Source organism: Nostoc sp. UHCC 0302 (assembly GCF_038096175.1).
Classification (GTDB): domain Bacteria; phylum Cyanobacteriota; class Cyanobacteriia; order Cyanobacteriales; family Nostocaceae; genus UHCC-0302.
Window position 1 is genome coordinate 4,109,718 of sequence record NZ_CP151099.1, and the last position, 21,746, is coordinate 4,131,463.

A 21,746-nucleotide genomic window follows, 5' to 3' on the forward strand; every position below is an offset into this window, starting at 1 on the left:
CATCCCCCACTTTGCTTAACTCCTAAACAATCTTGTATACTGCGTTTCATGTTGCATACTCGCCAATGATAAACCCCAACTGCAACAACTGAGTTGATCATCCTCTAAAGTTAGAATTTCTTTCGCTGCAAGACTAATCAATGGCTGTAAATCTAGCAGGAGTTGCTGTCCTGCGGTTTGTCCTAAAGGAATAAGCTTTACGCCAGCAGTAATTAGATTACTTGCCCAACTATGCAGATATGCTAGTAAGGCAGCTTGAATATTAATTTGCCAATGGGCAACGGCAATGCCAAAAGCGATCGCATAATTACAACGATTACCCACAGCATTGACAATTGGCATTACTTGTGGTTCTAATTTACCAAGTAACTGGATAAGCGATCGCCCCATCTGCCAACTAGAGGCGCGTAACTCTTCTGTTTCTCTGGCTGCGGATAACCATAGATTCCAGCGGCATAGCGCTTTTAAATCACCGATTTTTGCAGTTTGCTCGGCTCTAATCATTACCGCTGCCTCTAACCGAATTGCCCCATAACGCAGTTCTGCTTCTAACCAGTGTTTGAGGTTTGCTTGGTTAGCGATCGCCCCATTTTCCGTTAACGTTTCTAAACCTTCAGAATAACTATATGCTCCTACAGGCAACGCCGGGCTAGCCAGTTGTAAAATAGTTAACAAATGGCTATCAGTGAGCATGATGGTGTTGTCCATAAGCTCCTAATTCTGGGTGAAATGGTACAATTTCTTCTCTAATTTCTAGCCCCAGTTGTTCTAACATGGCGCGTAAAACAGCATCTGGTGATAAACGAAAATAGCTTGGGGTAATTTCTACAGGTACATGGCGATTCCCTAAATGGTATGCTGCGCGTAGTAATAAAAGCGGTGTTTGAGCAAAAACAGTCAAAACTAATTCTGGTTTAGCTGTAATTCTTACTAAAGTCCCATTCACTTCGTCTTGCAGAATATCGCCATCCCGTAGCACTGTTCCTCTGGGTAAACGCAAAAACACAACTTTGTTATCTTCAATCTCAAAACGATGACGACTGCGGGTGCGTTCTTCTGCTGTAAGGGCGAGAGTTAAGGCGACTGTTGTATTAGAGTTTGGCGGTTTACGTTCAGTCAACGTTAGCATCATCAATTAAAAATGCACAATGACAACTTGTAAGTAGAATACAGCAGGGAAAAGCTATTCAGTCAAAGGGTTTGTCTGGTTGGCATTTTACATTTAATTATGTCTACCTAGTTATATAAATAAGAAAACTGACACATACTCATCGTATATGCCAGTCTGTTGTGATTTTTACTGGAAACGTTGGAGTTAATTACACGAAAGCAATTACGGCTTTAGGAGTATCAATATTATTCGCCGATAACCGTCGTGCGTTCAACTAAAGGGGGTGCGCTAGCACCGTTACCTTGCTGCTGCAATGCTGGATCTTTGGGCGTGCCGTGAAGTCGAGGATCAGGCTGCGGTGGATGTGGTTCTGTCCCCAGTGGTTCAGGATTCTCAACATACTGGAATTCTCCTTTGCCATCTATGGAAGGCCCTTTTGCCCAGCGACCTTCGGCACTTTGAGTACCTTCTGAGTTGTTCCAGAATTGATAGGCAAATTCGTTCTTCCCATATTCGTGTGCGACTTTGGGAACAACTGTACCTTCAAATCCTTCTCTTTGCAGATCCTCAATCGCTGCTAGCCACTGGTTTTGATGCATGGTATCGCGGGCGATCATAAAACTGAGGGTATCTTTCACTCCTGGGTCGTCTGTCATTTCAAACAACCGTACAGCCTGTACGAGACCCTGAGATTCAGCATGGAGATTAGAGCGAAAGTCTGCTAAGAGGTTACCACTAGCGACAATGAAGCGACCATTCCAAGGGAAACCAACGCTGTCACTTGGTGTAGCACCTCCGCCTGAAACAATGGCGTGCTGTGGGTTCATGGCTGCTGTAATCACATCTCGTGGGTTTATACCGCCCATAACCGCACCGACAACTGGATCTTTTGCACCATCCTCTTGGTATTTAATTGGGGCTTTGTCCAACAGATGGGCGATCATCGTGGCTAGCATCTCGACATGACCGATTTCCTCAGTACCGATGTCTAGCAGCATATCTCGGTACTTCGCAGGGCCACGACAGTTCCAACCCTGAAACAGATACTGCATCATGACGGTCATTTCCCCAAATACACCACCAATGAGTTCCTGAACCTTCTTGGCATAAACTGCATCAGGATTTGTAGGTGGTGTGAAGTACTGTAACCGTTTCGTATGGTAAAACATTAGCCTTCCTCATTGATTGAATATTGAATTGACACAAATTCAGACTTTTCTGATGTTTGTGAAGGCAGCCTAGCAGGTTGCTCAACTTCGATTGAGAGACGTTGCATTACAATGTCTCTACACGCATGAAATCTGTAGTAACAATCTTTAACCGAACTGTATTGTGTGCGGCTCAAGGCAGCGTAGCAAGTAGCGTTAGACTGCCTATCGTTGTTTATACTTCTAGGAAACCTCTTAAATCTTTTATGTTCATCATTCTGTAGTTACAGAAAAAATACTTTATTTTTAAGTATATTGACGGAGGGAAGTTCGTTCACTAGCAGGGTCAATAAATCTGATCTTTCAGTCTAATAGGTGAAAAAATAACAGAAAAACCAGAGACTCTGCCTCTGGTTTGATTTGACTAATCTGAGAAGGGAAAAGAGTAAATAATTACATTTCAATCTTCATCACGCCCATGAACTTGAGCGGGCGGACTGGTTGCTTCAACAGCGGTGAATGATTCCAAAATTTTGTAGGTGTGGGAGACTCCTTTTGCCACTACCCAGGAGTTTCCTGGTTCAAGTAAAATCTTTTGACCTTCAATGTGTAACTCTGCGCGACCATTAATTACATAACCAACTGTTTCATATTCCCGTGCTTTTGATTCTTTGGCTTCTCCCGGTTGTTCATTTTCCCAAAGACGCATCGACACAGACTTACCAGATGCGAGATATTTCTGGCCTAGCTGACCTTTGGGTGAATGGGTAGAGTCTATTTTTGTCACGCTTGTATCAGTCATATTTGTTTCCTCATTTTTTGGGAATTGGGGATTATGGTAGAGATGTGCTATGGCGCATCTCTCCATAACAATGGTCTATCTGTTAGATTCTTTTTTCAAAATGGTAGATTTTGTGTGCTACGGATTAAACTTTGATTGTTTTGCCTGTGCGTGCTGCTTCGTAAATCAATTGCATCAGCCTCACGTCTTGTAAACCTTCTTCACCTGGAGTTTTAGGTTGTTTATTCTGGATAATAGACTCGGACAAATGATCTATCTCTAGGGCGAATTGGTTCTTTTCTTCAATATTTCGCTCCTCGTTGCCGTCTTTGCGCTTAATTGTGAGACGGTGTTGATAGTAGTCAGTTGCTGGATCTAATTCTAAGGTGGCATCAGCCCCGAAGACTTGGATACGTTTTGTATCGGCGTAGCCGTAGCTGGAGGTACAGTTGGCAAGTACTCCACTAGGGAAACGTAGCATAAAGTTGACATTTTCTTCGACTTCCCCAAAGCGGGGGTCGCCAGGGGTGCTATACATCATGGCGCTGATTTCTTGCGGTTCCTCGCCTGTGATGTACCGAGTGGCATTTAAAGCGTAGATACCAATGTCGTAAAGAGAACCGCCGCCAGCGAGTTTTTTATTTGCCCGCCAGCGGTCTGCGGGGTCTTTGGGGTCGAGGTTGCGTCCGTGGTCAGAAACGATCGCTTTTAATTTACCAAGTTTCCCGCTTTGAGCAAGTTCGATAGCTGCGAGGTTGTAAGGTTCATACTGGGCTCGGTAAGCAATCATTAACTTGCGATCGCTTTTTTTGGCCGCGTTAATCATTGCTTGGCATTCCTCGACATTAATCGCCATCGGCTTCTCACACATGATGTGTTTACCAGCTTGGGCGGCGCGAATGCTGTATTCGGCGTGTAACCCGTTAGGCAAGATGATATAAATAACATCTACCTCTGGATTATTGCGGATACTGTCGAAGTTCTGGTAGTTATAGATATTCTTGGGATTAACACCGTATTGCTGTGCATATTGCTCAGCTTTGGCGCGATCGCCACTCACTAAAGCTACCAACTTTGAACGCTTACATTCACCAAAGGATGGAATAATCTGTTGTGTGGCAAACTTGCCTAAACCAACAATCGCCCATCCTAACTTTTTGTCTGGAGGTAGAGGCGGTTCCTTGGTTGATGCTGGCCCCGCTTGCGCTAGAGTCCGCATTGGTCTAAGAATTGTTCCCACTGCCCCAGCCACACCAAGCGCCATGAACCCAAAACCTGCTTTATATAAAAGGGTACGGCGTGTAAGTTCTGATTTGAGGATGTCGAACATTGTTAGTCAAAAGTCAAGGGTCAGGGGTCAAGGGTCAAGATCAATACTTTGACTTTGGACTCTTGACTCTGCGAAACAGCTCATGGTTTAAGTACAACCTTGATGCAGTTGTCTTTTTTGTGCTTGAAGATTTCGTAACCGTGTGGGGCTTGTTCTAGTGGTAGGGTGTGGGTGATGACGAAGGATGGATCGATGTCACCGTTTTGGATGTGTTCTAGTAACGGGCGCAAGTATCTCTGGACGTGGGTTTGTCCCATTTTGAAAGTTAAACCCTTGTTCATGGCTGCACCCATCGGGATTTTATCTAAAAAGCCGCCGTAAGCCCCTGCAATGGATACGTGACCACCTTTACCACAAGCTACTATTGCATTCCGTAAAGCTGTGGGACGGTCGGTTTCTAGACGCACTGCTTGTTTTACTTGGTCGTATAAACCCATAAAATCAGTGCCGTGTGCCTCTAGCCCGACTGCATCAATCACAGCATCGGGGCCACGACCGCCAGTCATTTCTTTGAGGGCTTCACCGACATCCACTTCTTCGTAGTTAAGGATTTCGGCTTTGCCCTGTTCTTTAGCCATTTGCAAACGTTCGGGAACCCGGTCGATCGCAATCACGCGTTCTGCACCGAACAGATGTGCGCTTCTGATAGCAAATTGCCCAACTGGGCCACAACCCCAAATCGCAACAATGTCGCCGGGTTTAATGTGGCAGTTTTCCGCCGCCATGTAACCTGTGGGAAAAATATCTGTTAAGAATAATACTTGTTCATCTTTTAATCCATCAGGGATTTTGAACAAGCCGACATCTGCAAAGGGAACTCTCGCATACTCAGCTTGACCGCCTGCATAACCACCAAATAGGTGAGAGTAGCCAAATAAGCCAGATGGTGAATGACCCATTAACTTTTCTATCAATGGCCCATTGGGGTTTGAATTATCGCACAATGACCACAAATCGCGATTGCAGAAAAAGCAATTACCACAGGAGATAGTGAAGGGAACAACGACGCGATCGCCTATTTGCACATTCTTTACAGAACTTCCCAATTCCACGACTTCTCCCATAAATTCATGGCCAAGGATATCCCCCTTTTCCATTGTGGGAATGTAGCCATTGTAAAGATGCAAATCTGAACCACAAATCGCTGTTGAGGTAATCTTAACAATGGCATCACGTGGGTTGAGAATTTTAGGATCTGGCACTGTCTCAACTCGCACATCATTGGCACTGTGCCAGCAAACTGCTTTCATAGTAAATATTCCTTAGTCAACCCTTCGGGAAAATTCAAAATTCAAAAAAGATTCTTCATTTTGAATTTTGAATTGCAACGTATCAATGGCCATTTGACCTAATTTTTCGTCATTTGTCTTTGCACAAATGACCATCTGGGTATCTCCTTCTCTCTAAAGAGAAGAGCTTTAAGCCAGTTTCCTATAGCGGAAATTCTTGTTCGCCTTGGTCTCCTTTAAGAGAAGTTCTGATGACTTTGGTAGTGAGTTTGGCGCAATCAGAGGAAGCTTTCGCTTAAACTTCTCATCGGTAAAGCACTAGCTCGGAAACCCGCCTTTAGGACTGACTTATTACACTAGTTTACAAAGGAGAAATAACTAAGAACAAATTATCTTGCAGGAGTTTTATAATATCCTTCACCTTCTTTAGGTTTGGCATTCAAAAACTCTTTTGTACTGCGAGGTAATGGTTCATCAAGATTAAGTTTGTTCTTGATATTTTCAGCAGTTCCTTTGGCTCTTTCAATTATGTTTTCGTCGTCATTAGGGGTTCCTTTGTAATAAGTTCCCTCTGGGGTTCTCACAGTGTCACCGATGTTTCTTCTGGCATTATCAACAGTGTCTCTCAGATTTCTTTTGGCGTTATCAGCAGTGTCTCTAAGGTTTGTCCTTGCTCTGTCACCATCGGTAGTATCTTTCAAGATTCTACTAGCTCTTTCACCTAACGGATTATCATTCCTAACGCTCTCTCTGACATCGAGTGTTCCTTTGTAATAAGTACCCTCTGGTGTTCTCACTGTGTTATCAGCTTGTGCTGGCAGTGTATAGCCAAAAGCTTGCATAACAAAAACTGTCAATCCTGCCAGAACAACTGTTATAACCTGACGCAAACGTAGATTCCGTAGCCAAGAAATTACATGAGTCATAAAAGTCCTCCGATTTAATTATTTAATGCTGTATTTAGCTAATAGCTAATAGCTATTAGCTATCTCAAGGTTTCAGAACAACTTTGATACAGTTGTCCTTTTTTTGTTGAAATATGTCATAGCCGTAGGGTGCTTGTTCCAAGGGTAGTTGATGGGTAACAACTAAAGATGGATCGAGTTTTCCATCTAAGACTAGCTGTAACAGTAAATGCATATATTTTTGTCCATGCATTTGTCCCATCCTGAAAGTTAAGGCTTTGTTGAAGGCTGCACCAAAGGGCATTTTATCCACAAAGCCACCATAAACACCCATTACGGAAAGGGTGCCTCCTTTACGACAAGCGACCATCATTTGACGCAGTACGTGAGGACGGTCGGTTTCTAAGCGTAGTTTTTGCTTAGTCTGGTCGTAAAAGTCTTCTAAACCCACGCCGTGCGCTTCTAAACCAACAGCATCAATACACGCATCGGGGCCTCTCCCGCCGGTCATCTCTTTTAACGCTTCGCCAGCATCAACTTCTTCATAATTGATTACTTCGGCTTTGGCGTATCTTTTGGCTAATTCCAGACGTTCGGGAAAGCGGTCTATGGCGATAACTTTTTCTGCACCCATCAAGTAGGCGCTGATCATGGCAAACTGTCCGACAGCGCCGCAACCCCAAACGGCTACAGTATCACCTGGCTGAATATCGCATAATTCTGCACCCATGTAGCCGGTGGGGATGGCGTCGGAGATGAATAATAGCATCTCGTCCGGCAAATCTGGCGGAACTTTAACAACACCGACATCAGCATAAGGTACTCGCACATATTCTGCTTGTGCGCCTGCATAACCCCCGAAGGCATGAGAGTAGCCGTAAATTGCTGAGGTGATATTGCCGAATAACTTTTCTTCAATCCAACCATTGGGGTTGGAGTTATCGCACAATGACCACATATCACGCTGGCAGTAATTACAATTACCACAGCCAATTGTAGAAGGAACAACAACGCGATCGCCTATTTTTAAGTTGCTGATTCCTCTACCAACTTCTACGACTTCCCCCATAAATTCGTGACCAATAATGTCACCTTGTTTAACTGTGGGAATGTAACCGCCATAAATATGGAGATCCGAGCCGCAAATCGCCGTTGAAGTAATTTTGATAATAGCGTCACGCGGATTGAGAATTTTTGGATCTGGCACTGTCTCCACACGGACATCATTAGCGCCGTACCAGCAAACTGCTTTCATGTTATTTTGTCATTTGTCATTGGTCATTTGTCAGTGGTATTCTTCTTCTCCCTTCTGCCTACTTGCGTCCAGAAGGTTGACCTTCGGTGGTGGCGATTTCGCCTGTTTCCATTAGCATTTTGAAGCGGCGTAATTCGTCGCCTATTTGCTGTTCTGGTTCTTCACCAAAAAGTTTAGCTACCGCAGCTGTTAGCGCTCCACCAGGGGGGTTATATTCTAGAACAACCTTGACTTCCGTACCGCGATCGCCTGGTGCTTTTTTAAAGCGGACAAAACCAGAATTATCAACGTCTGCACCTTCAACGGAAGCCCAAGAAATAAACTCGTTTTCTCGGTCTTCGAGAATGTCTGCATCCCATTCTACACTGTTACCCAAGGGTGCATTCGTAATCCAGTGGGAACGTTTCTCGTTGTAAACTTTCACAGATTTGAGATGCTTCATGAATGTTGGCAGATTCTCAAAGTTGTGCCAAAAGCGGTACAGTTCATCCGCCGATTTATTGATAGTGACTGTCTTTTCAACTTTGATGGGTTTATTCACACCTATAGCTTCCTGTGCTTGTTGAATCGTGCTTTGTTTGGTCGCACCTTGATAAATCAAACCGCCACCAGCTAAAGCTGTTAGCGCTCCCCGTAAAGAGCCTTGCTTTAAACCCATCAGCACCATAGCACCGCCACCTATGAGAGATGCCCAGCGCTCAACTTCACTGGCTTCCCCTTGACTTGTACTTAGTTTGTCTCCTGGTGTAGAAGTCACTTTTTTATCTCTCCCTATCAATAAATCTCTACTTCAGATACAAACACTCTTGTTTGCCTCTCTAGCAAACTCCGCTGTCTGTACTTCGTCCGTTTATTTAAAAAACCTGATACCGATTCAATTAATGATTGATTGCAACAAATCTTTTGCTAGAGACGTTGCATTGCAACGTCTCTACAATGGTTTACATCGACACAGCGGCCCCTGTAGTCGGTTTAGGAGGCTGAATTTGAGTGCCTAACCGCGCTCGGTACAATTCCAGTAACCGTTGCTCGTATTTCAATCCATCGTGGTAAATTTGTTTAAAAATGGCAGTTGCTACTGGGTCAGTAAACATTGCAGATAAATTGCCAATATCGCCTATTCCCGTTTGCACATCGCCCAAAGCGGAACGTAACTGGAAAATGTCGTCACTTCCTGTCAAGGCAGTTTTCACCTTGGCATACTGATTAGCTACATTTGCGGTTAAAGAAGGTTTTTCACCAAGTCTGTGGAGATAGGTTTCCAGTTTTTCGATGTGGCGTTGCTTATTGCCAATCATCTCCCCAAAGACAGATTTTACTTCTGTGTCCGATTCTTTTTCGGCATACTTTTCTAATGCTTCTAGCGAATAACGCTCACCAGCAAGGGCAGTATTTAAGCCTCTACCAATCTCACTTTTAGTTGAGCCACCCCAAGCATCAGCTAGTTTCCACCATTCCGCAGTTGTATCTTTCTCGTCTGGTAATGCAGCGTCTTTGCCACCATAACCCAAACGACTTAAGATAGCTGTGGTGAAAATTGGTAAGTCTCCAGGTTCACGAGAAGTAATAAAATTCCCATCAACTACAAGTGGCTCATCTATATAGTTTCCACCTGCATTAATAATGTCTTTGCGGATGGCAATAAAACCTGTGACTTGTTTCCCTTTGAGCAAGTCGCCTTCTATTATTAGTTGTGGCCCGTGACAAACTGCTGCGATTAGTTTGCCTTGTTGCACCGCCTCTTGGACAAAGCGTACTGTATTGGGGTTGCGTCGCATTTTGTCAGGAGCCATTCCACCAGGAATTACTACTGCATCAAATTCGGCTGCGATCGCTTCTGTCGTAGTACCATCAGCTTGTACGCTGAGCTTGCCACGCTTCCCCTTATATTTTTCATTCATGCGGGAACCAAGAACTACTACTTCTATTCCCGCTTGTTTTATCCCATTATAAGGAACTGTAAATTCTACATCCTCTACTCCGTTTTCAATGAGGATGGCAACTTTTTTCTTACCGGAATGATTGTTACTCTGTACCATTAGTATTACCTGCTTATCTCTGTTTTTTAACTAAATAAAGTATTTAACTATCTGGTAACTAGCTTGTTTTCATTATTAAATTAGTAAATTAATAATGTTCATGCTATTTACCATAAGCTTTGATGATGGGTTGTCTGATCGCTATTGATGGATTGATGGTAGGAATTTTTAATTTCCTAATCGCTGTTGTGCCGCAGGTGATTCGCTAAATGGTTAAGTGACAAAAAGTTCTTCATAGTCATGAGATAAATAGGCATGAAGTTTAGCGAATTTCTCTGGAGGAACGGCATTTTGTAAGACAGCGAAAACAGCCCGCACATGAATTGCAGTAGTAATTGGTTCTACATTTTCTTTTTGACTGGTGCGGGTAATAAATTCTTGCAAGTTAAAGTTTTGTGCAGGTTCGCCCTCTCGCCCCCGTAAATATTCAGCTGTCTGCTGGGGCAAATTGGCAGCCAATTCTTCTGCCTCATCCGCAGGGATACGTTCTTTAATGGTTTCCAGTGTGGCACGCGTAGCACGTTCTGCCTCTTCGCGAGAATTGGATTGAGTAAGACTTTGAACGTGTGTAATAAACTCGTCGTATTCCACTATCTACCTCCGCTGACAAAATTAATTAAATTAATGCTTGGATTTAGCATTTAGGTAGTCGCAAGCATAAACACAAAAGTAAAATAGCTAGTAAAAATAGTAGGTGAATAAAAAAGTTACGAGCTAACAGTTTTTAGTGTAGTATCGTAGGTTCATAACTCCTAACTCGTAACTAAATAACTTCAACTACAAATTGCTTGACTATGAATTTATATTCTCAATGGTAGGCTTTAAACATTAGCTTATCTTCGTACTAGGGGGATAGATTAGTTTATTACTAAAGCAATATATCGCTAGTAGGACAATCTAGCGGCAAGAAAAGGTTATTGTGAGGATGCAGAAAATGGCTAGTAATCATGGCAGAAAAAAATCATAATGACGAAATCACTACCAATGATTTGCCGCAGGAAATTACCGAATCTTATGGCACTGGTGTGAAAGACTTGCCAGGATACAATATTGGTGGACGCTCAATCCGTGACGAAAGGCGCGAGTATACAGAAACTAGTCCCGAACTTACTGGTGGGGATGTTGATGCTTATTGGGAAGATGCAGATGCAGTAGGCGATGAAGCTGTTGGTGGCACTGCTCCCACTCCCGACCAAAATGTAACTGAGGAATTAGAAGCAGCAGTAGGGCTAGAAATGGATGATAGAACTTTTCTTCGCACCAACGATATTTTAGAGGAACGTGATGACTCTCGCTGGGAGTTAGATCCAAAGTCTTCTGAAGATTATCAAGACAGACGGGAGTAATTTAGCGTAAAGGTGTAGCCCTGTATGATGGAAAAACTTGCTTGATTCCTTGAACATCTGGGTGATTTTACTTTAGTCTTGGTGTCTTTGTGGTTGAATAATCAATTTTGTTAACCACTAATACCATTTCACTTTAAGAATGATACAAATACTTTGGTAGGGACACGGCAATGCTGTGTCCCTACGAGAAATTTATATGTATCAAGATTTTCGTGAATTGGTATAAGCCCTCTTTTATCACTTTCGGGAGAGAATAATCTGGAATGCTTACAGCATAAGACTTTTACCAAAAAACCATGATTTCAGCCATTGTGTTAGAAAATAAACACTCAAATGCCTGTTCTATCTACAGTTCAAAATTTGGCTTTGATTTTTCTTTTCCCAGAGTGACAAAACAGGGATAAGACACAAATAAACTAGACAGGGTTACACACCTACTTTAGTTGCTGGGTTGCTTTATTTTCTAATTCTTACCGTAAGTGACCGAGGCGTAATTTGCCTTTGGGTGCAAAGCGTATCCTAAATGCTGTTTCTGCGACACCAAGGTCTTTGCCAACAAACCAGCACCAATAATAATCACAACTTTACCTTCTAAAGGTCTATCCACTGGAATAAGTAAGTGGACACAATAAAATATAATCCTGTCACTGCGAGTGGAACGAAGTAAGACGTAGGTATTCGCATAGCGTCTCGTAGAGAAGCCTTCCCGCAGAGTAGCAGTCGCAAGGATTTGAGATTGCTTCTCTACGAGACCAAGGCGTAGCTTGCTTCCACGCAGTGGTGCGCTTTGCTCGCAATCACACAATATTATTTTTGTCTCCCTACTTATACCAATTCTGTATAAAGATGCATAGGAACAACCCCACCGCCTACGGCTCCTCCCCTTAGTAAGGGGAGGTTGGGAGGGGTCAAAATAATGTGCAGCCTACAGAGAATTGGTATTATTTCTTGAAAAATGTCAATACTTTAATAACATTCAAATTCCAAACTCCTTCACTATCCCCTGCATTAAATTTATTTTTATCGTTGGTTTTTAATCCAACTAAAAATGTTTTTAATGCAGGGCTACACTCCGCCCGATTGATGTTCTATTTATAATTATTCTGCTCTGCGATTTCGGTACATCTGTCTTCAGTAGGGTAAAACCTCAAATGTACATTTGATAACCTTGCTAATAATAGTTAATTAATCATTGCAATCGGAGTTGATAATGACATACACCCAAACTGGTGATCCAACTATTCGCGAACACGTTCAAGCTTGGCAAAATTTGGATGTAGATCAACAGCTCGCTTTATTCTGGTTTATTTACAAAGAAATGGGTAAATCGATTACCCCAGCAGCACCTGGTGCTAGTACTGTTTCTCCAGAAATTGCTGAAGGTTTGTTTAATCAAGTTAAGGAATTATCCTACGAAGAACAATTACAAGTTCAGCGGGATTTAATTAATAAAGCAGATACCCAAATTTCTCGTGAATATGGGTCATTAGGTGATACCACAAAGCTTTTATTTTGGTATCGGCTATCTCAAGGTATGGATAATGGCACTATTATTCCTGTACCTTCTGACTATCAGCTTCCTTCAGAAGCTCAAGCAGTGTTTAACAGAATTATCGGATTATCATTTGAGCAACAAATTACTCTTTTCCGTGATTATGTTGCACCTTTCGGCGCTGAACCAAAAGCTGGTGCTGAAATTTAGGAATTTTGCTGAATTAATGATGAACAGCAGTTGCTAGAAGTTGGCAAAGCAAGACGCTAGTTGTCTACGGAGTCAAACACTCCCATAGCAATACTTCCTCTTCATTTGTTGTTTGATAAATAAACACAGAGTAAAAACTAAAACTTTTACTCTGTGATCATCTATGTCTATCGTTGGGTTAGTTGCACCCTAAAATCTTTACGCCCTTTGTTTCGTATCCAATAATTTAAATTTAATAACACTTTATTTACTCTGTCTTACGGCTGGTTTAAATATATAGGTTATGCATTAATCCTCTAACTTTTTATAGTTTCTCAATTAAGACTTAAAATTATAAAGTTAATCAGGTGAAAAATAAACTCAGTAAAAACTTTAATACTGTAGATTTAATTACATTTTTACTATTTAAAAATAAATTACAAATGCATTTATAAAAGTGTAACTAATTTATCGGAGGTTATTATGACTTCTACGAATATCAATTTTTTAGAAGAGGCTGTATCAAAGTTTCAGAATTTGGATACAGATAAGCGCTTATCAGTACTAGCGTTACTTTATTCCGAAATTGCTGATGAAGTTCCGGCGCTTACTCTCAAGGAGACACCAAATGAAACTAGTACAAGTTTAGTAGCAAAAATTCAAAAACTTTCTAAGACAGAACAATTACCTGCCTTACGTCAGTTGCTAGGTCAAAGTGAAGGAAGGGAAACAGGAATTTCTACTGAAGAATATACTTCACTGAGTATTGACGATAAATTGGCTTTTTGGTATCAGTTAGCCCAAAACTTGGGAGCTTCAATTATCGACATACCAGATGACTATTTACCTTCTGAAGAGGTAACGGAAGTACTGGATTTACTTCACACCCCGAATCTTGAAGATTTAGTAACTTTCTTGAAGCGGGTACTGTAAAAGTTATGAGTTCAAAAATATGGGTGGGGCAATATCTCACCCATATTTTTTGTAAAAATTATCACCAAAAAAGTTACTTTTATCTACTTCTTACTCTTCATTTTCAAATCAAGTCTTATGGTATCTTCTCCCGAACAGACAAAAGACGCAAATTATGGTTTTAAATCCCAGAAGCAAAGTTTACTGCAAACCTTTTTCCGGCTACGCAGATTTCTTATACTGCTGGCTGTGATTATATTTGTTGGCTTCTGGGCATACCAAATTGATATTACCTTGCCAAAAGCGCCAAGCATTAATAATACATATACACCCTTAACCCAACCTACAGCCCAGGAAATTGGTTCATACGATGTACTAGGTAAAGTAGTTAATAAAGATGTTGCAGCAAATCTGCTCAAAACAGACGCTGGTAAACAGCTGCTATCAGAAAATAATGGTGCTGTTGCTATTACTGAGGATTTAATTGAACTGGGACGCAAAGCTTTTTATACAGAAACCTTTGGTAATGAGTTCTTTTTAACTGATGTTACTGGGATTCTTGATGGGCCATTAAATATTGGCAACTTAACCAAAGCGATCGCCTCCCTTGGTGGTAAGCATACAACAAATCTGCAAGTATCCATAGATAGAGATATGAAGGTAGGCGAGCATACCTTTAAAAAAGGCGATATTCTCAACACTGGTATGGATGTTCCCGCAGGTTCTTTGTTTCCTTTGGGAATTGTCACCCGCATCAACCACGGCAAAATTCGCGTTGGTATCACCTGTGCAGCCTGCCATGCTGCTGTAGATAAAACTACCGGACGCATTTTAGAAGGCGCACCTAATAACGACCTTGATACTGGCACAATTCTGGCATTAGCAAGTAACTCTGCGGCATGGTTTCGGCAAACAGGTGCTAATCCCCTGATGGTTCGGCGTGGCGGAACTACTTACATCAATACGGACAACCAAAAAGCACGTTTACCAAAAGCCGAAGCTTTAGAAGCTGCTGTTGATGAAGAACTACTAGCTTGGCCTCCTGGTAACTTTGACTCTACAGGCGACAACAAAAACAATCCATCTCAAAATCCATCTTCCTACACTTTTGCAGCATATCCCTATGGCTGGAGTGGCAACGCCGCAATTGGCTGGTTCCACGGACTGACGACACTGAATAGCAACGTTCATGGAACAAACTCAGACCAGACAACGGGTGCTGATGCTAGTAAGCAGCTACTAGGCATTGATAAAGAGACTTATCTCGGTATAATTCTGCAAAATTCTGCCAATTCAGCCTTTAGATTGCCAAAAGGTGCTAAACCTTCGGAATTTTTCCAGAAAATTGACCCGACTCCCGGTACTCCAGGCATCAATGAAGTGATTCAAATGCCAGGATATCCCAAAGGTTCACCATTTATTTTAGATGGATTGATGGCAAATTCCCCAGGACAGCCAGTTGCTGCACAACTCAATGGAATGTCTGCTTTTCAAAATAGTTTAGCACCACCACCTGTAAAGACATTGCATACAACGTCTTTACAGCGTGGTGCAGCGATTTTCACGAAAGCCGGATGTGTTGAATGCCATAGCGGCAGGTATTTCACCAACAATCACGTCATCGCAGCAGGAGAAATCAAATCTCAGTCTTCACGTGCAACAGCTCAAGCAGCTTTCGCTCAAAACTTCATCACCCCGCAGACTTATCCTAGTAACGTGTCAGTTCCTCTGCCAAAAAATTCTCCAGTACTAGATGTGCCAACAGATATTACAGCACAAGAAGACTACAAACTTGCTTTTGCTATTGGCAACTCAGGCGGTTATAAAGTGCCTAGCTTAATCGGACTTTACCTGACTGCACCTTATTTGCATGATGGTGGTGTTGCCGCTAGTAAAGAAGCATTGCAAGAGGATACAAACGGCTATAAAGTAGTTCAACCTGACCAATTAGGAATAGCAGGGACTTCATTAAAGGGCATTGCACCAGACCCAAGTGCCAGTCTGCGAGTACTTGTAGACCGCAACTTACGTAGGCAAGTGGTTGTAGCGAGTCATGCTCAACCCAATTTGCAAAAGTCGAATGTCGACGGTAGTGGACATAATTACTGGGTAGATAAACAAGCTGGTTTTACTACTCAAGACCAAACTGAGTTAATAGAGTTTCTCCTCTCTTTGGACGATAATCCAGAAATTGTTCCAGTACAATCTCCTTAAATATGTCGCTTCTGAATTTGGTTTAATTTAACGTGAGTTCGATGAACCTCTCCCTCCCGACCTCCCTCTCCGAAGCGGAGAGGGAGGAGCAACGAAAAAATCATGGTTTTACTCCCCTCTCCTCGTAGGAGCTACGGTGTACACACAAGTCTTCTAAAGTTGTGTCACAGGCTTTTGATCCCCCTAAATCCTTAAAAAGGGAGACTTGGAGAGGTTTTTGCCCCCCTTAAAAAAGGGTTGGGAGGATCTAGTTTTTGCTCCCCTTAAAAAGCTACGGTGTACACACAAGTCGAATTACCCCCCTTAATCTCCCCTTTTACAAGGGGGAAACAAGAAATCTAGTTCCCTCCCCTTTACAAGGGGAGGGTTAGGGTGGGGTAAAACCAATACTTAAACCCAGATGAGTAGCTGTTTCAGACTTCTGTGTACACCGTAGCCTTAAAAAGGGGGGCTAGAGGGGATCAAGGTTTCAGGCTTCAGTGCGTAAGTCTTATTAATATCATTCGTTACTTCGACGTTCGCATTTGTTACTTCGGCGTTCGCATTTGCTACTTCGGCGTTCGCATTTGTTATTTCGGCGTTCGCATTTGCTACTTCGGCGTTCGCATTTGTTATTTCGGCGTTCGCATTTGTTACTTTGGCGTTCGCATTTGTTATTTCGGCGTTCGCATTTGTTATTTCGGCGTTCGCATTTGTTATTTCGGCGTTCGCATTTGTTATTTCGGCGTTCGCATTTGTTATTTCGGCGTTCGCATTTGTTACTTTGGCGTTCGCATTTGTTACTTCGGCGTTCGCATTTGTTACTTCGGCGTTCGCATTTGTTATTTCGGCGTTCGCATTTGTTATTTCGGCGTGTCCATAACGCACGCTACGAAACTACTAAAAGAGTTGAAACCTATGCTGCTCAACTTGTGTGTACACCGTAGCCTCGTAGGAGAAGGGCTGGGGGAGAGGTCAACATAGCACTTGTCGAACTCACGTTAATTTAGAAATAGTGACATCTGCATTGCTGGAATTAGTTAGAAAATCAACAGAGATGGGTTAAGCGATCGCTTTAGTCTTACTTTACAAATTCAGACAAACCTACTAAGGAAGAGATTTAGATGCTCGTTACTGAATCTCTAGCCTGTTTTGATAGACCCAACGATGGAGAAATTCGCCCGTAGTCTTTTGGACTTTGATTTGCACTCGCTTTGCTCCCAGTTTGATAATCTGGGCAGGGATTTTGTGATCGCTATAGCCTTGACGAGGCTTGTAATTCCAGATAACCTGCTGTCCCGGTTCTAATTGCATTATTCTCTCCGAGTGGAACTTGAACCTAGCTTGATAGCAATCCAGTTAAAACTTATCGTTGCATCTGAGGTGCATTTAATTACTGGAGCGCTCCATTTTCCTCATTATTTTTGGATAACGTCTTTTTGAACTCTGTTAATAATGCGCCATTAGGCATTCTCAGCTTGGCATAAACGCCGCCCAGTTGAACACGTTCTGGTGTTTCGTGTAGAGCTACACAGCATCTATGTACCGCAGTTTGGTACTCTCGCCATTGCCTACGGATTGCTACACTAATAGGATCGTTACTTAAGTCTTCAAATTTTAACCCAGCCCTACTAAGCCAAGTTTCTACATCGGTGGTTTCACCAACAGGTTCGGGTAAATTACTTGTATTTATCATAGATTTTGTCCATCCTTGTTTAAGTAAAAGCTCATTCACTGTTAACAATCATTAGTAGTATCTTTTTCAATTTTTAGTGCCTTAAAGCTCTGTGTTAACTGTTGCCAAAGGGCTTCAATTTCCTCATAAGACTCCTCAAAAGAGAGTTTCCCCCCAGTATAGAGATTGCAAATGTAACTGACTCGTTGAGAAAATTCCTGAAGATTGGCATTGAATAGCAAATTTTCTGGTGTGAATTGACCTAGATATTGATAGCGATAGTAGAGAAAGTTATGTTTGTCTACCTGATTGTGATCATCCATATAAAATGCTGATTAGTCACAGTTCATATTTTGCTAGTAAGTTGTAAGGTACACTCTTGTAATATCTAGATTGGTTAAGCTTGATTTTGCTCGTTTTTGACAGCATATTGAGATTTATAAGTTTTTGAAGTTAAATCTAATATGCTTAGTTGTGATAGCTAATTCCACTGTAATATAGCTGATTGATAACAGCCATTTTAATTTTTTGTTAACTTAATCAAAAAAAATGATTGATTAAGTCATATAAATTTAAGAAATCATTTCTAAATCTGTAGCGATTCCGTTTTGTCTCATAACCCAACGTCTATAAATTTTGTAATTATATTGGGTTTTACCCTGCTCAAACCCTAGTTTTTTCAAGCTTCATAACCATTTTGGCAATTCTTTCTAGTCGGCTGGTTCCGCAACTTGTAGAGAATGGCGTTGGCTCTGCGGACTTGATTGCTATATGTCAGTATAAATAGAAGAATTTAGAAGATTGACGGTAGGAGTTATTTCATGTCAGACTCACCTACAAAAAGACAGATCGCAACCTATACTCGAATGGCAGATGGGACACAAGAAGACTATCTTGTGTTGCGAGAACACTCTAAGCCGTTATTAAATAAAGTGGCTGATCATGCATTGACACTTTTACTCGGCTTACAAGAGAGTTACCCAGGAAATCTAATTGATCGCTATCAGCATTCTTTACAAACAGCAACGCGAGCTTTTCGAGATGGAGCTGAAGAAGAGATTGTAGTTGCGGCGCTACTCCATGATATTGGAGATTTATTAGCACCCACAAATCATGCTGCTCTGGCGGCCGATATCCTTCAACCCTATGTCAGCGCATCTACCTATTGGATAGTAGAACATCACGGGATTTTTCAAGGATACTACTTTTGGCATCACATCGGACGCGATCGCAATGCACGTGAAAAGTTTCGTGGTCATCCTTATTTTGAGCGCACTGCTGAGTTTTGCCACAACTGGGATCAAGAATCCTTTGATCCAAACTATGATACTTTGCCGCTAACTTTCTTTGAGCCTATGGTACACCGGATCTTCGCTCGCGAACCTTGGGGTGAGCATACAAAACAAGAATAATCCTAATTCGTAATTGAGACGCAGATTTTATGTTTAATCTGGTTGACTGATTTGCAGCAGTCTATTACAGCAGTTTGCAAGCAATAAAGTACAGTGTCTAAGTTGAAAAACTAGATATAAAGCCGGATTTACTTTTGTCTCCTGATTCTTGGTTACTGAATTCTGCTGTATTCACTATCATCATTGCCGAAAGAGACACAAGGACTTTCAACTTCTTGTGTTGCTTGGAAAGAATTGCAAAAAATGACAGTAGAACAATTAACTTCAAGTTCGTCAGGGTGAATGCACTCTATGGCTCTTTCTACTTTGGCATGAAAAGCACAGTCGTTACAGATAGTCTGACATAACGCTGATTGCCAGTATTCCTGATTCAACTTATCCTGACAGTCATTTGAATCTATCATCAATAAAAATCCTTATTAGTTGCTCGGATATGCATAAGTGAAATGAGCCATGTTTCTCATATGCTGTTCAACCACCGGATTAGCCAAGCGTCTTTAAACAACCGCTAGCCTTGCTAAGACTACAACATCAGATGTCGTGTGCTTATCCGTTTACCTCATTCAGATGAGAATCGCTATATCTCTAATAAATCAAACACACTCGAGAAAATTTTAATTTAGCTAGTCTATTAATTTAGTCTTTCAATTTTACAAAAGTGGGAAAAGTAGGAAAAGTAGGATATTTTATATAATACATCAATTAAGATGTTGAGATGTTGTATATTATGTATGTGTTAAGTAAACAGAAAATCCACAAACAAAATCCTATTTGAAACACATAAATTAGACAGTAAATGTCATTGATAGAGGTTAAAATTGCTGTGTTGAGAACTACAAGCAATATATTTTTAATGCCCTTAATAGAACTTACTAACTAGTATTACATCACACTAATTTTGCAGAGTTTATGGTAGCAAGTAAAATTCTTATTCTTTCACTGCTTCCTTTGCTTAAGAACAGCTTGATTCCCCTAAATAATATTGATTGGGTTGCTCAAATAATACTTACCCTGACAATACGATAATCTCAATGCAAGCTGTATATACAACAGGTTGCAAGTTAATGAGGTACACATTTTCAATGTAAAAGTCAGATAAAGAGCCAATTTTACTTCTGACTTCTGAATTCTGCTGTAGAAATGCATTTAAACGCAAGAGCCAGTTTTACTTCTAGCTCTCCAAGCTTCTGATGTAAGTATGTTGTTCAAGTACATGAATATACTGCAAGTTTCATAACTACTAAATTAAATTAACGCATAAATTGGGATAGAGGTAATTAGAAATGGGATGCAGACTGAGAATTTTTCTAAATCGAGAAGAACATCGGACGCTGTTAGAACTGCAAACATCGTCAAAAGTTCCAAAGCGTACTAAAGACCGTGCAACTGCTTTACTGTTGAATTCTCAAGGTAAAAAAAACGAACAGATAGCACAGGATTTGAACTGGGTAGTAAAAACTGTACATCACACAATTCATCGCTGGCAAAGCCAGGGTTTAGTAGGATTATGGGATGCACCAGGAAGAGGGAGAAAGGCACGTGATGAATAGTGGCTTAGCAAAAGAGACATTTCTGTATAATTACAATTAACGCTCTAGACAAGAAAATTGGTATCAACGATTGGCTAAGCGACTGCCGTTAGCCATGCAATAAATGTTACACTTACCCAACTTTTGATGACGCCAGAAAAAGTTATGCTTGCTCTGATTGAACAATCTGTTGGAAAAGATAACCAGTACCTCTTGCAGTCAGAATAAATTCTGGATTGTTGGGGTCATCTTCCAACTTGGCTCGCAACCGGGAGATATGTACATCCACGACACGGCTATCTACATGACGGTCTGGTACATAACCCCAAACTTCTTGCAAAATTTTCAATCGGGAAAAGGCTTCTCCAGAACGGGTTACTAGCAACTCTAGTAAGCTAAACTCTACACCCGTTAACCGAATGCGCTCATCTCCTTTGTACACTTGCCGCTTATTTGTATCAATTTTGATATTGCCGACATTAATCATCCCTGAACTGGGAATACCAGCAGTATTTTTGGCTAAGCGCCGCCGCAACACAGAACGAATTCTCGCTTCTAACTCCTTGGGGGAGAATGGTTTCACCATATAGTCATCCGCACCCAATTCCAAGCCAGTAATCCGATCTGCAACATCCCCCAAGGCTGTTAGCATGATGATTGGCACATCTGATTCCTTACGTAATTCTTGACACACACCATAGCCATCTAGCTTTGGCATCATCACATCTAAAACTACTAAATCAGGAGCCTCTTGACGAAAAATTTCCAAAGCCTCTTCTCCGTCGCTCGCCGTGACTATATCGTAGCCAATCATAGAAAGGCGCGTCGACAAAATCCGACGAATGCTGGCTTCGTCGTCTACCACTAAAATTTTTCCTTTATGAGTTTCCAAGCTTCTCAAGGCTCCTTCACCGCGAGAACTCTTAGTCCTCTATTACTGCGATCGCCTGAGTCAAATCTGAACTTTTTGCCCAAATTTAGTTTTACTCAGTAAGCCCTATTATATCCCTATTTTTAGGGATTATTTAGCTATTAAAATCTGTATATTTACTATAGCAATCCTGTTGTGAGAAACAAAAACCTAGACATCTCAAAAAAGCCCGGATTCTGTCGCTTTCACTTATCAGAAATTAATATATGTTGACAAAAATAATTAGCTATGTATTGCAACTTTAGATGTTAAAGTTTGATTTTTGAAGT

24 protein-coding genes are annotated in these 21,746 nt (G+C 41.5%); 6 read left to right on the forward strand and 18 right to left on the reverse strand.

What is annotated here, in order from left to right:
- Positions 1-15: 15 nt before the first annotated feature.
- The 11 genes from WKK05_RS17750 to WKK05_RS17800 all read right to left on the reverse strand — a co-directional run bounded on the left by WKK05_RS17750 (position 16) and on the right by WKK05_RS17800 (position 10,389).
- The gene (locus tag WKK05_RS17750; RefSeq protein ID WP_341530902.1) at positions 16-708 is read right to left on the reverse strand and encodes an urease accessory protein UreF; all 693 of its coding nucleotides are present in this window, start codon (positions 706-708) and stop codon (positions 16-18) included.
- Positions 683-1,129: an urease accessory protein UreE gene (gene ureE / locus WKK05_RS17755; RefSeq protein WP_341531112.1), complete on the reverse strand. Its 447-nt coding sequence runs from the start codon at positions 1,127-1,129 to the stop codon at positions 683-685. Before ureE ends, WKK05_RS17750 begins: the two co-directional genes overlap by 26 nt.
- Before the next feature lie 227 nt (positions 1,130-1,356).
- On the reverse strand, positions 1,357-2,280 hold the full coding sequence (locus WKK05_RS17760) for a manganese catalase family protein (protein ID WP_341530903.1): 924 nt from the start codon (positions 2,278-2,280) through the stop codon (positions 1,357-1,359).
- A 439-nt stretch (positions 2,281-2,719) separates the two neighbouring features.
- Positions 2,720-3,061, reverse strand: a complete 342-nt coding sequence (locus WKK05_RS17765; RefSeq protein ID WP_341530904.1) for a cupin domain-containing protein — start codon at positions 3,059-3,061, stop codon at positions 2,720-2,722.
- Positions 3,062-3,185: 124 nt separating this feature from the next.
- Complete coding sequence (locus WKK05_RS17770) at positions 3,186-4,370, reverse strand: Gfo/Idh/MocA family oxidoreductase (RefSeq protein WP_341530905.1); 1,185 nt, start codon at positions 4,368-4,370, stop codon at positions 3,186-3,188.
- An 80-nt stretch (positions 4,371-4,450) separates the two neighbouring features.
- Positions 4,451-5,620: a zinc-dependent alcohol dehydrogenase gene (locus WKK05_RS17775; RefSeq protein ID WP_341530906.1), complete on the reverse strand. Its 1,170-nt coding sequence runs from the start codon at positions 5,618-5,620 to the stop codon at positions 4,451-4,453.
- A 368-nt stretch (positions 5,621-5,988) separates the two neighbouring features.
- Positions 5,989-6,525, reverse strand: coding sequence for a hypothetical protein (locus WKK05_RS17780; protein ID WP_341530907.1), 537 nt, complete (start codon positions 6,523-6,525; stop codon positions 5,989-5,991).
- Between the two features lie 64 nt (positions 6,526-6,589).
- The gene (locus WKK05_RS17785) at positions 6,590-7,759 is read right to left on the reverse strand and encodes a zinc-dependent alcohol dehydrogenase (RefSeq protein WP_341530908.1); all 1,170 of its coding nucleotides are present in this window, start codon (positions 7,757-7,759) and stop codon (positions 6,590-6,592) included.
- A gap of 58 nt (positions 7,760-7,817) precedes the next feature.
- Positions 7,818-8,516: an SRPBCC family protein gene (locus WKK05_RS17790; RefSeq protein WP_341530909.1), complete on the reverse strand. Its 699-nt coding sequence runs from the start codon at positions 8,514-8,516 to the stop codon at positions 7,818-7,820.
- 184 nt (positions 8,517-8,700) lie between these two features.
- Positions 8,701-9,798, reverse strand: coding sequence for a DJ-1/PfpI/YhbO family deglycase/protease (locus tag WKK05_RS17795; protein ID WP_341530910.1), 1,098 nt, complete (start codon positions 9,796-9,798; stop codon positions 8,701-8,703).
- 213 nt (positions 9,799-10,011) lie between these two features.
- A complete protein-coding gene (locus WKK05_RS17800) occupies positions 10,012-10,389 on the reverse strand; it encodes a DUF2267 domain-containing protein (RefSeq protein ID WP_341530911.1) in 378 nt (125 codons plus the stop codon).
- A gap of 356 nt (positions 10,390-10,745) precedes the next feature.
- On the opposite strand from WKK05_RS17800, the gene WKK05_RS17805 reads away from it, so the two are divergent.
- Entirely contained in the window at positions 10,746-11,144 is a 399-nt protein-coding gene (locus WKK05_RS17805) for a DUF6335 family protein (protein ID WP_341530912.1), read from the forward strand.
- Between the two features lie 463 nt (positions 11,145-11,607).
- Here WKK05_RS17805 and WKK05_RS17810 read toward each other — a convergent pair whose 3' ends face one another.
- The gene (locus tag WKK05_RS17810; RefSeq protein WP_341530913.1) at positions 11,608-11,949 is read right to left on the reverse strand and encodes a hypothetical protein; all 342 of its coding nucleotides are present in this window, start codon (positions 11,947-11,949) and stop codon (positions 11,608-11,610) included.
- Positions 11,950-12,354: 405 nt separating this feature from the next.
- On the opposite strand from WKK05_RS17810, the gene WKK05_RS17815 reads away from it, so the two are divergent.
- From WKK05_RS17815 to WKK05_RS17825, 3 genes are all read left to right on the forward strand, one after another.
- Positions 12,355-12,846 (forward strand): orange carotenoid protein N-terminal domain-containing protein, encoded by a 492-nt coding sequence (locus tag WKK05_RS17815; RefSeq protein WP_341530914.1) that lies wholly within the window; start codon positions 12,355-12,357, stop codon positions 12,844-12,846.
- Positions 12,847-13,308: 462 nt separating this feature from the next.
- The gene (locus WKK05_RS17820; RefSeq protein ID WP_341530915.1) at positions 13,309-13,758 is read left to right on the forward strand and encodes an orange carotenoid protein N-terminal domain-containing protein; all 450 of its coding nucleotides are present in this window, start codon (positions 13,309-13,311) and stop codon (positions 13,756-13,758) included.
- 117 nt (positions 13,759-13,875) lie between these two features.
- Positions 13,876-15,951, forward strand: a complete 2,076-nt coding sequence (locus WKK05_RS17825; protein ID WP_341530916.1) for a hypothetical protein — start codon at positions 13,876-13,878, stop codon at positions 15,949-15,951.
- 438 nt (positions 15,952-16,389) lie between these two features.
- Here the strand turns inward: WKK05_RS17825 and WKK05_RS17830 are convergent, their stop codons facing one another.
- The 4 genes from WKK05_RS17830 to WKK05_RS17845 all read right to left on the reverse strand — a co-directional run bounded on the left by WKK05_RS17830 (position 16,390) and on the right by WKK05_RS17845 (position 17,928).
- Positions 16,390-16,818: a hypothetical protein gene (locus tag WKK05_RS17830; RefSeq protein WP_341530917.1), complete on the reverse strand. Its 429-nt coding sequence runs from the start codon at positions 16,816-16,818 to the stop codon at positions 16,390-16,392.
- Positions 16,819-17,061: 243 nt separating this feature from the next.
- Positions 17,062-17,244: a hypothetical protein gene (locus tag WKK05_RS17835; RefSeq protein ID WP_341530918.1), complete on the reverse strand. Its 183-nt coding sequence runs from the start codon at positions 17,242-17,244 to the stop codon at positions 17,062-17,064.
- Between the two features lie 79 nt (positions 17,245-17,323).
- Positions 17,324-17,626: a hypothetical protein gene (locus WKK05_RS17840; protein WP_341530919.1), complete on the reverse strand. Its 303-nt coding sequence runs from the start codon at positions 17,624-17,626 to the stop codon at positions 17,324-17,326.
- A 41-nt stretch (positions 17,627-17,667) separates the two neighbouring features.
- On the reverse strand, positions 17,668-17,928 hold the full coding sequence (locus WKK05_RS17845) for a hypothetical protein (protein ID WP_341530920.1): 261 nt from the start codon (positions 17,926-17,928) through the stop codon (positions 17,668-17,670).
- A 498-nt stretch (positions 17,929-18,426) separates the two neighbouring features.
- Between WKK05_RS17845 and WKK05_RS17850 the strand changes: the two genes are divergently transcribed.
- Positions 18,427-19,017 (forward strand): HD domain-containing protein, encoded by a 591-nt coding sequence (locus WKK05_RS17850; RefSeq protein ID WP_341530921.1) that lies wholly within the window; start codon positions 18,427-18,429, stop codon positions 19,015-19,017.
- 152 nt (positions 19,018-19,169) lie between these two features.
- Here the strand turns inward: WKK05_RS17850 and WKK05_RS17855 are convergent, their stop codons facing one another.
- Positions 19,170-19,421, reverse strand: a complete 252-nt coding sequence (locus tag WKK05_RS17855) for a hypothetical protein (RefSeq protein WP_341530922.1) — start codon at positions 19,419-19,421, stop codon at positions 19,170-19,172.
- A gap of 879 nt (positions 19,422-20,300) precedes the next feature.
- Here WKK05_RS17855 and WKK05_RS17860 point away from each other — a divergent pair.
- The gene (locus WKK05_RS17860) at positions 20,301-20,567 is read left to right on the forward strand and encodes a helix-turn-helix domain-containing protein (RefSeq protein ID WP_341530923.1); all 267 of its coding nucleotides are present in this window, start codon (positions 20,301-20,303) and stop codon (positions 20,565-20,567) included.
- Positions 20,568-20,709: 142 nt separating this feature from the next.
- On the opposite strand, the gene WKK05_RS17865 is transcribed toward WKK05_RS17860, so the two are convergent.
- Positions 20,710-21,438: a response regulator transcription factor gene (locus tag WKK05_RS17865; RefSeq protein WP_341530924.1), complete on the reverse strand. Its 729-nt coding sequence runs from the start codon at positions 21,436-21,438 to the stop codon at positions 20,710-20,712.
- Between the last annotated feature and the right edge of the window lie 308 nt (positions 21,439-21,746).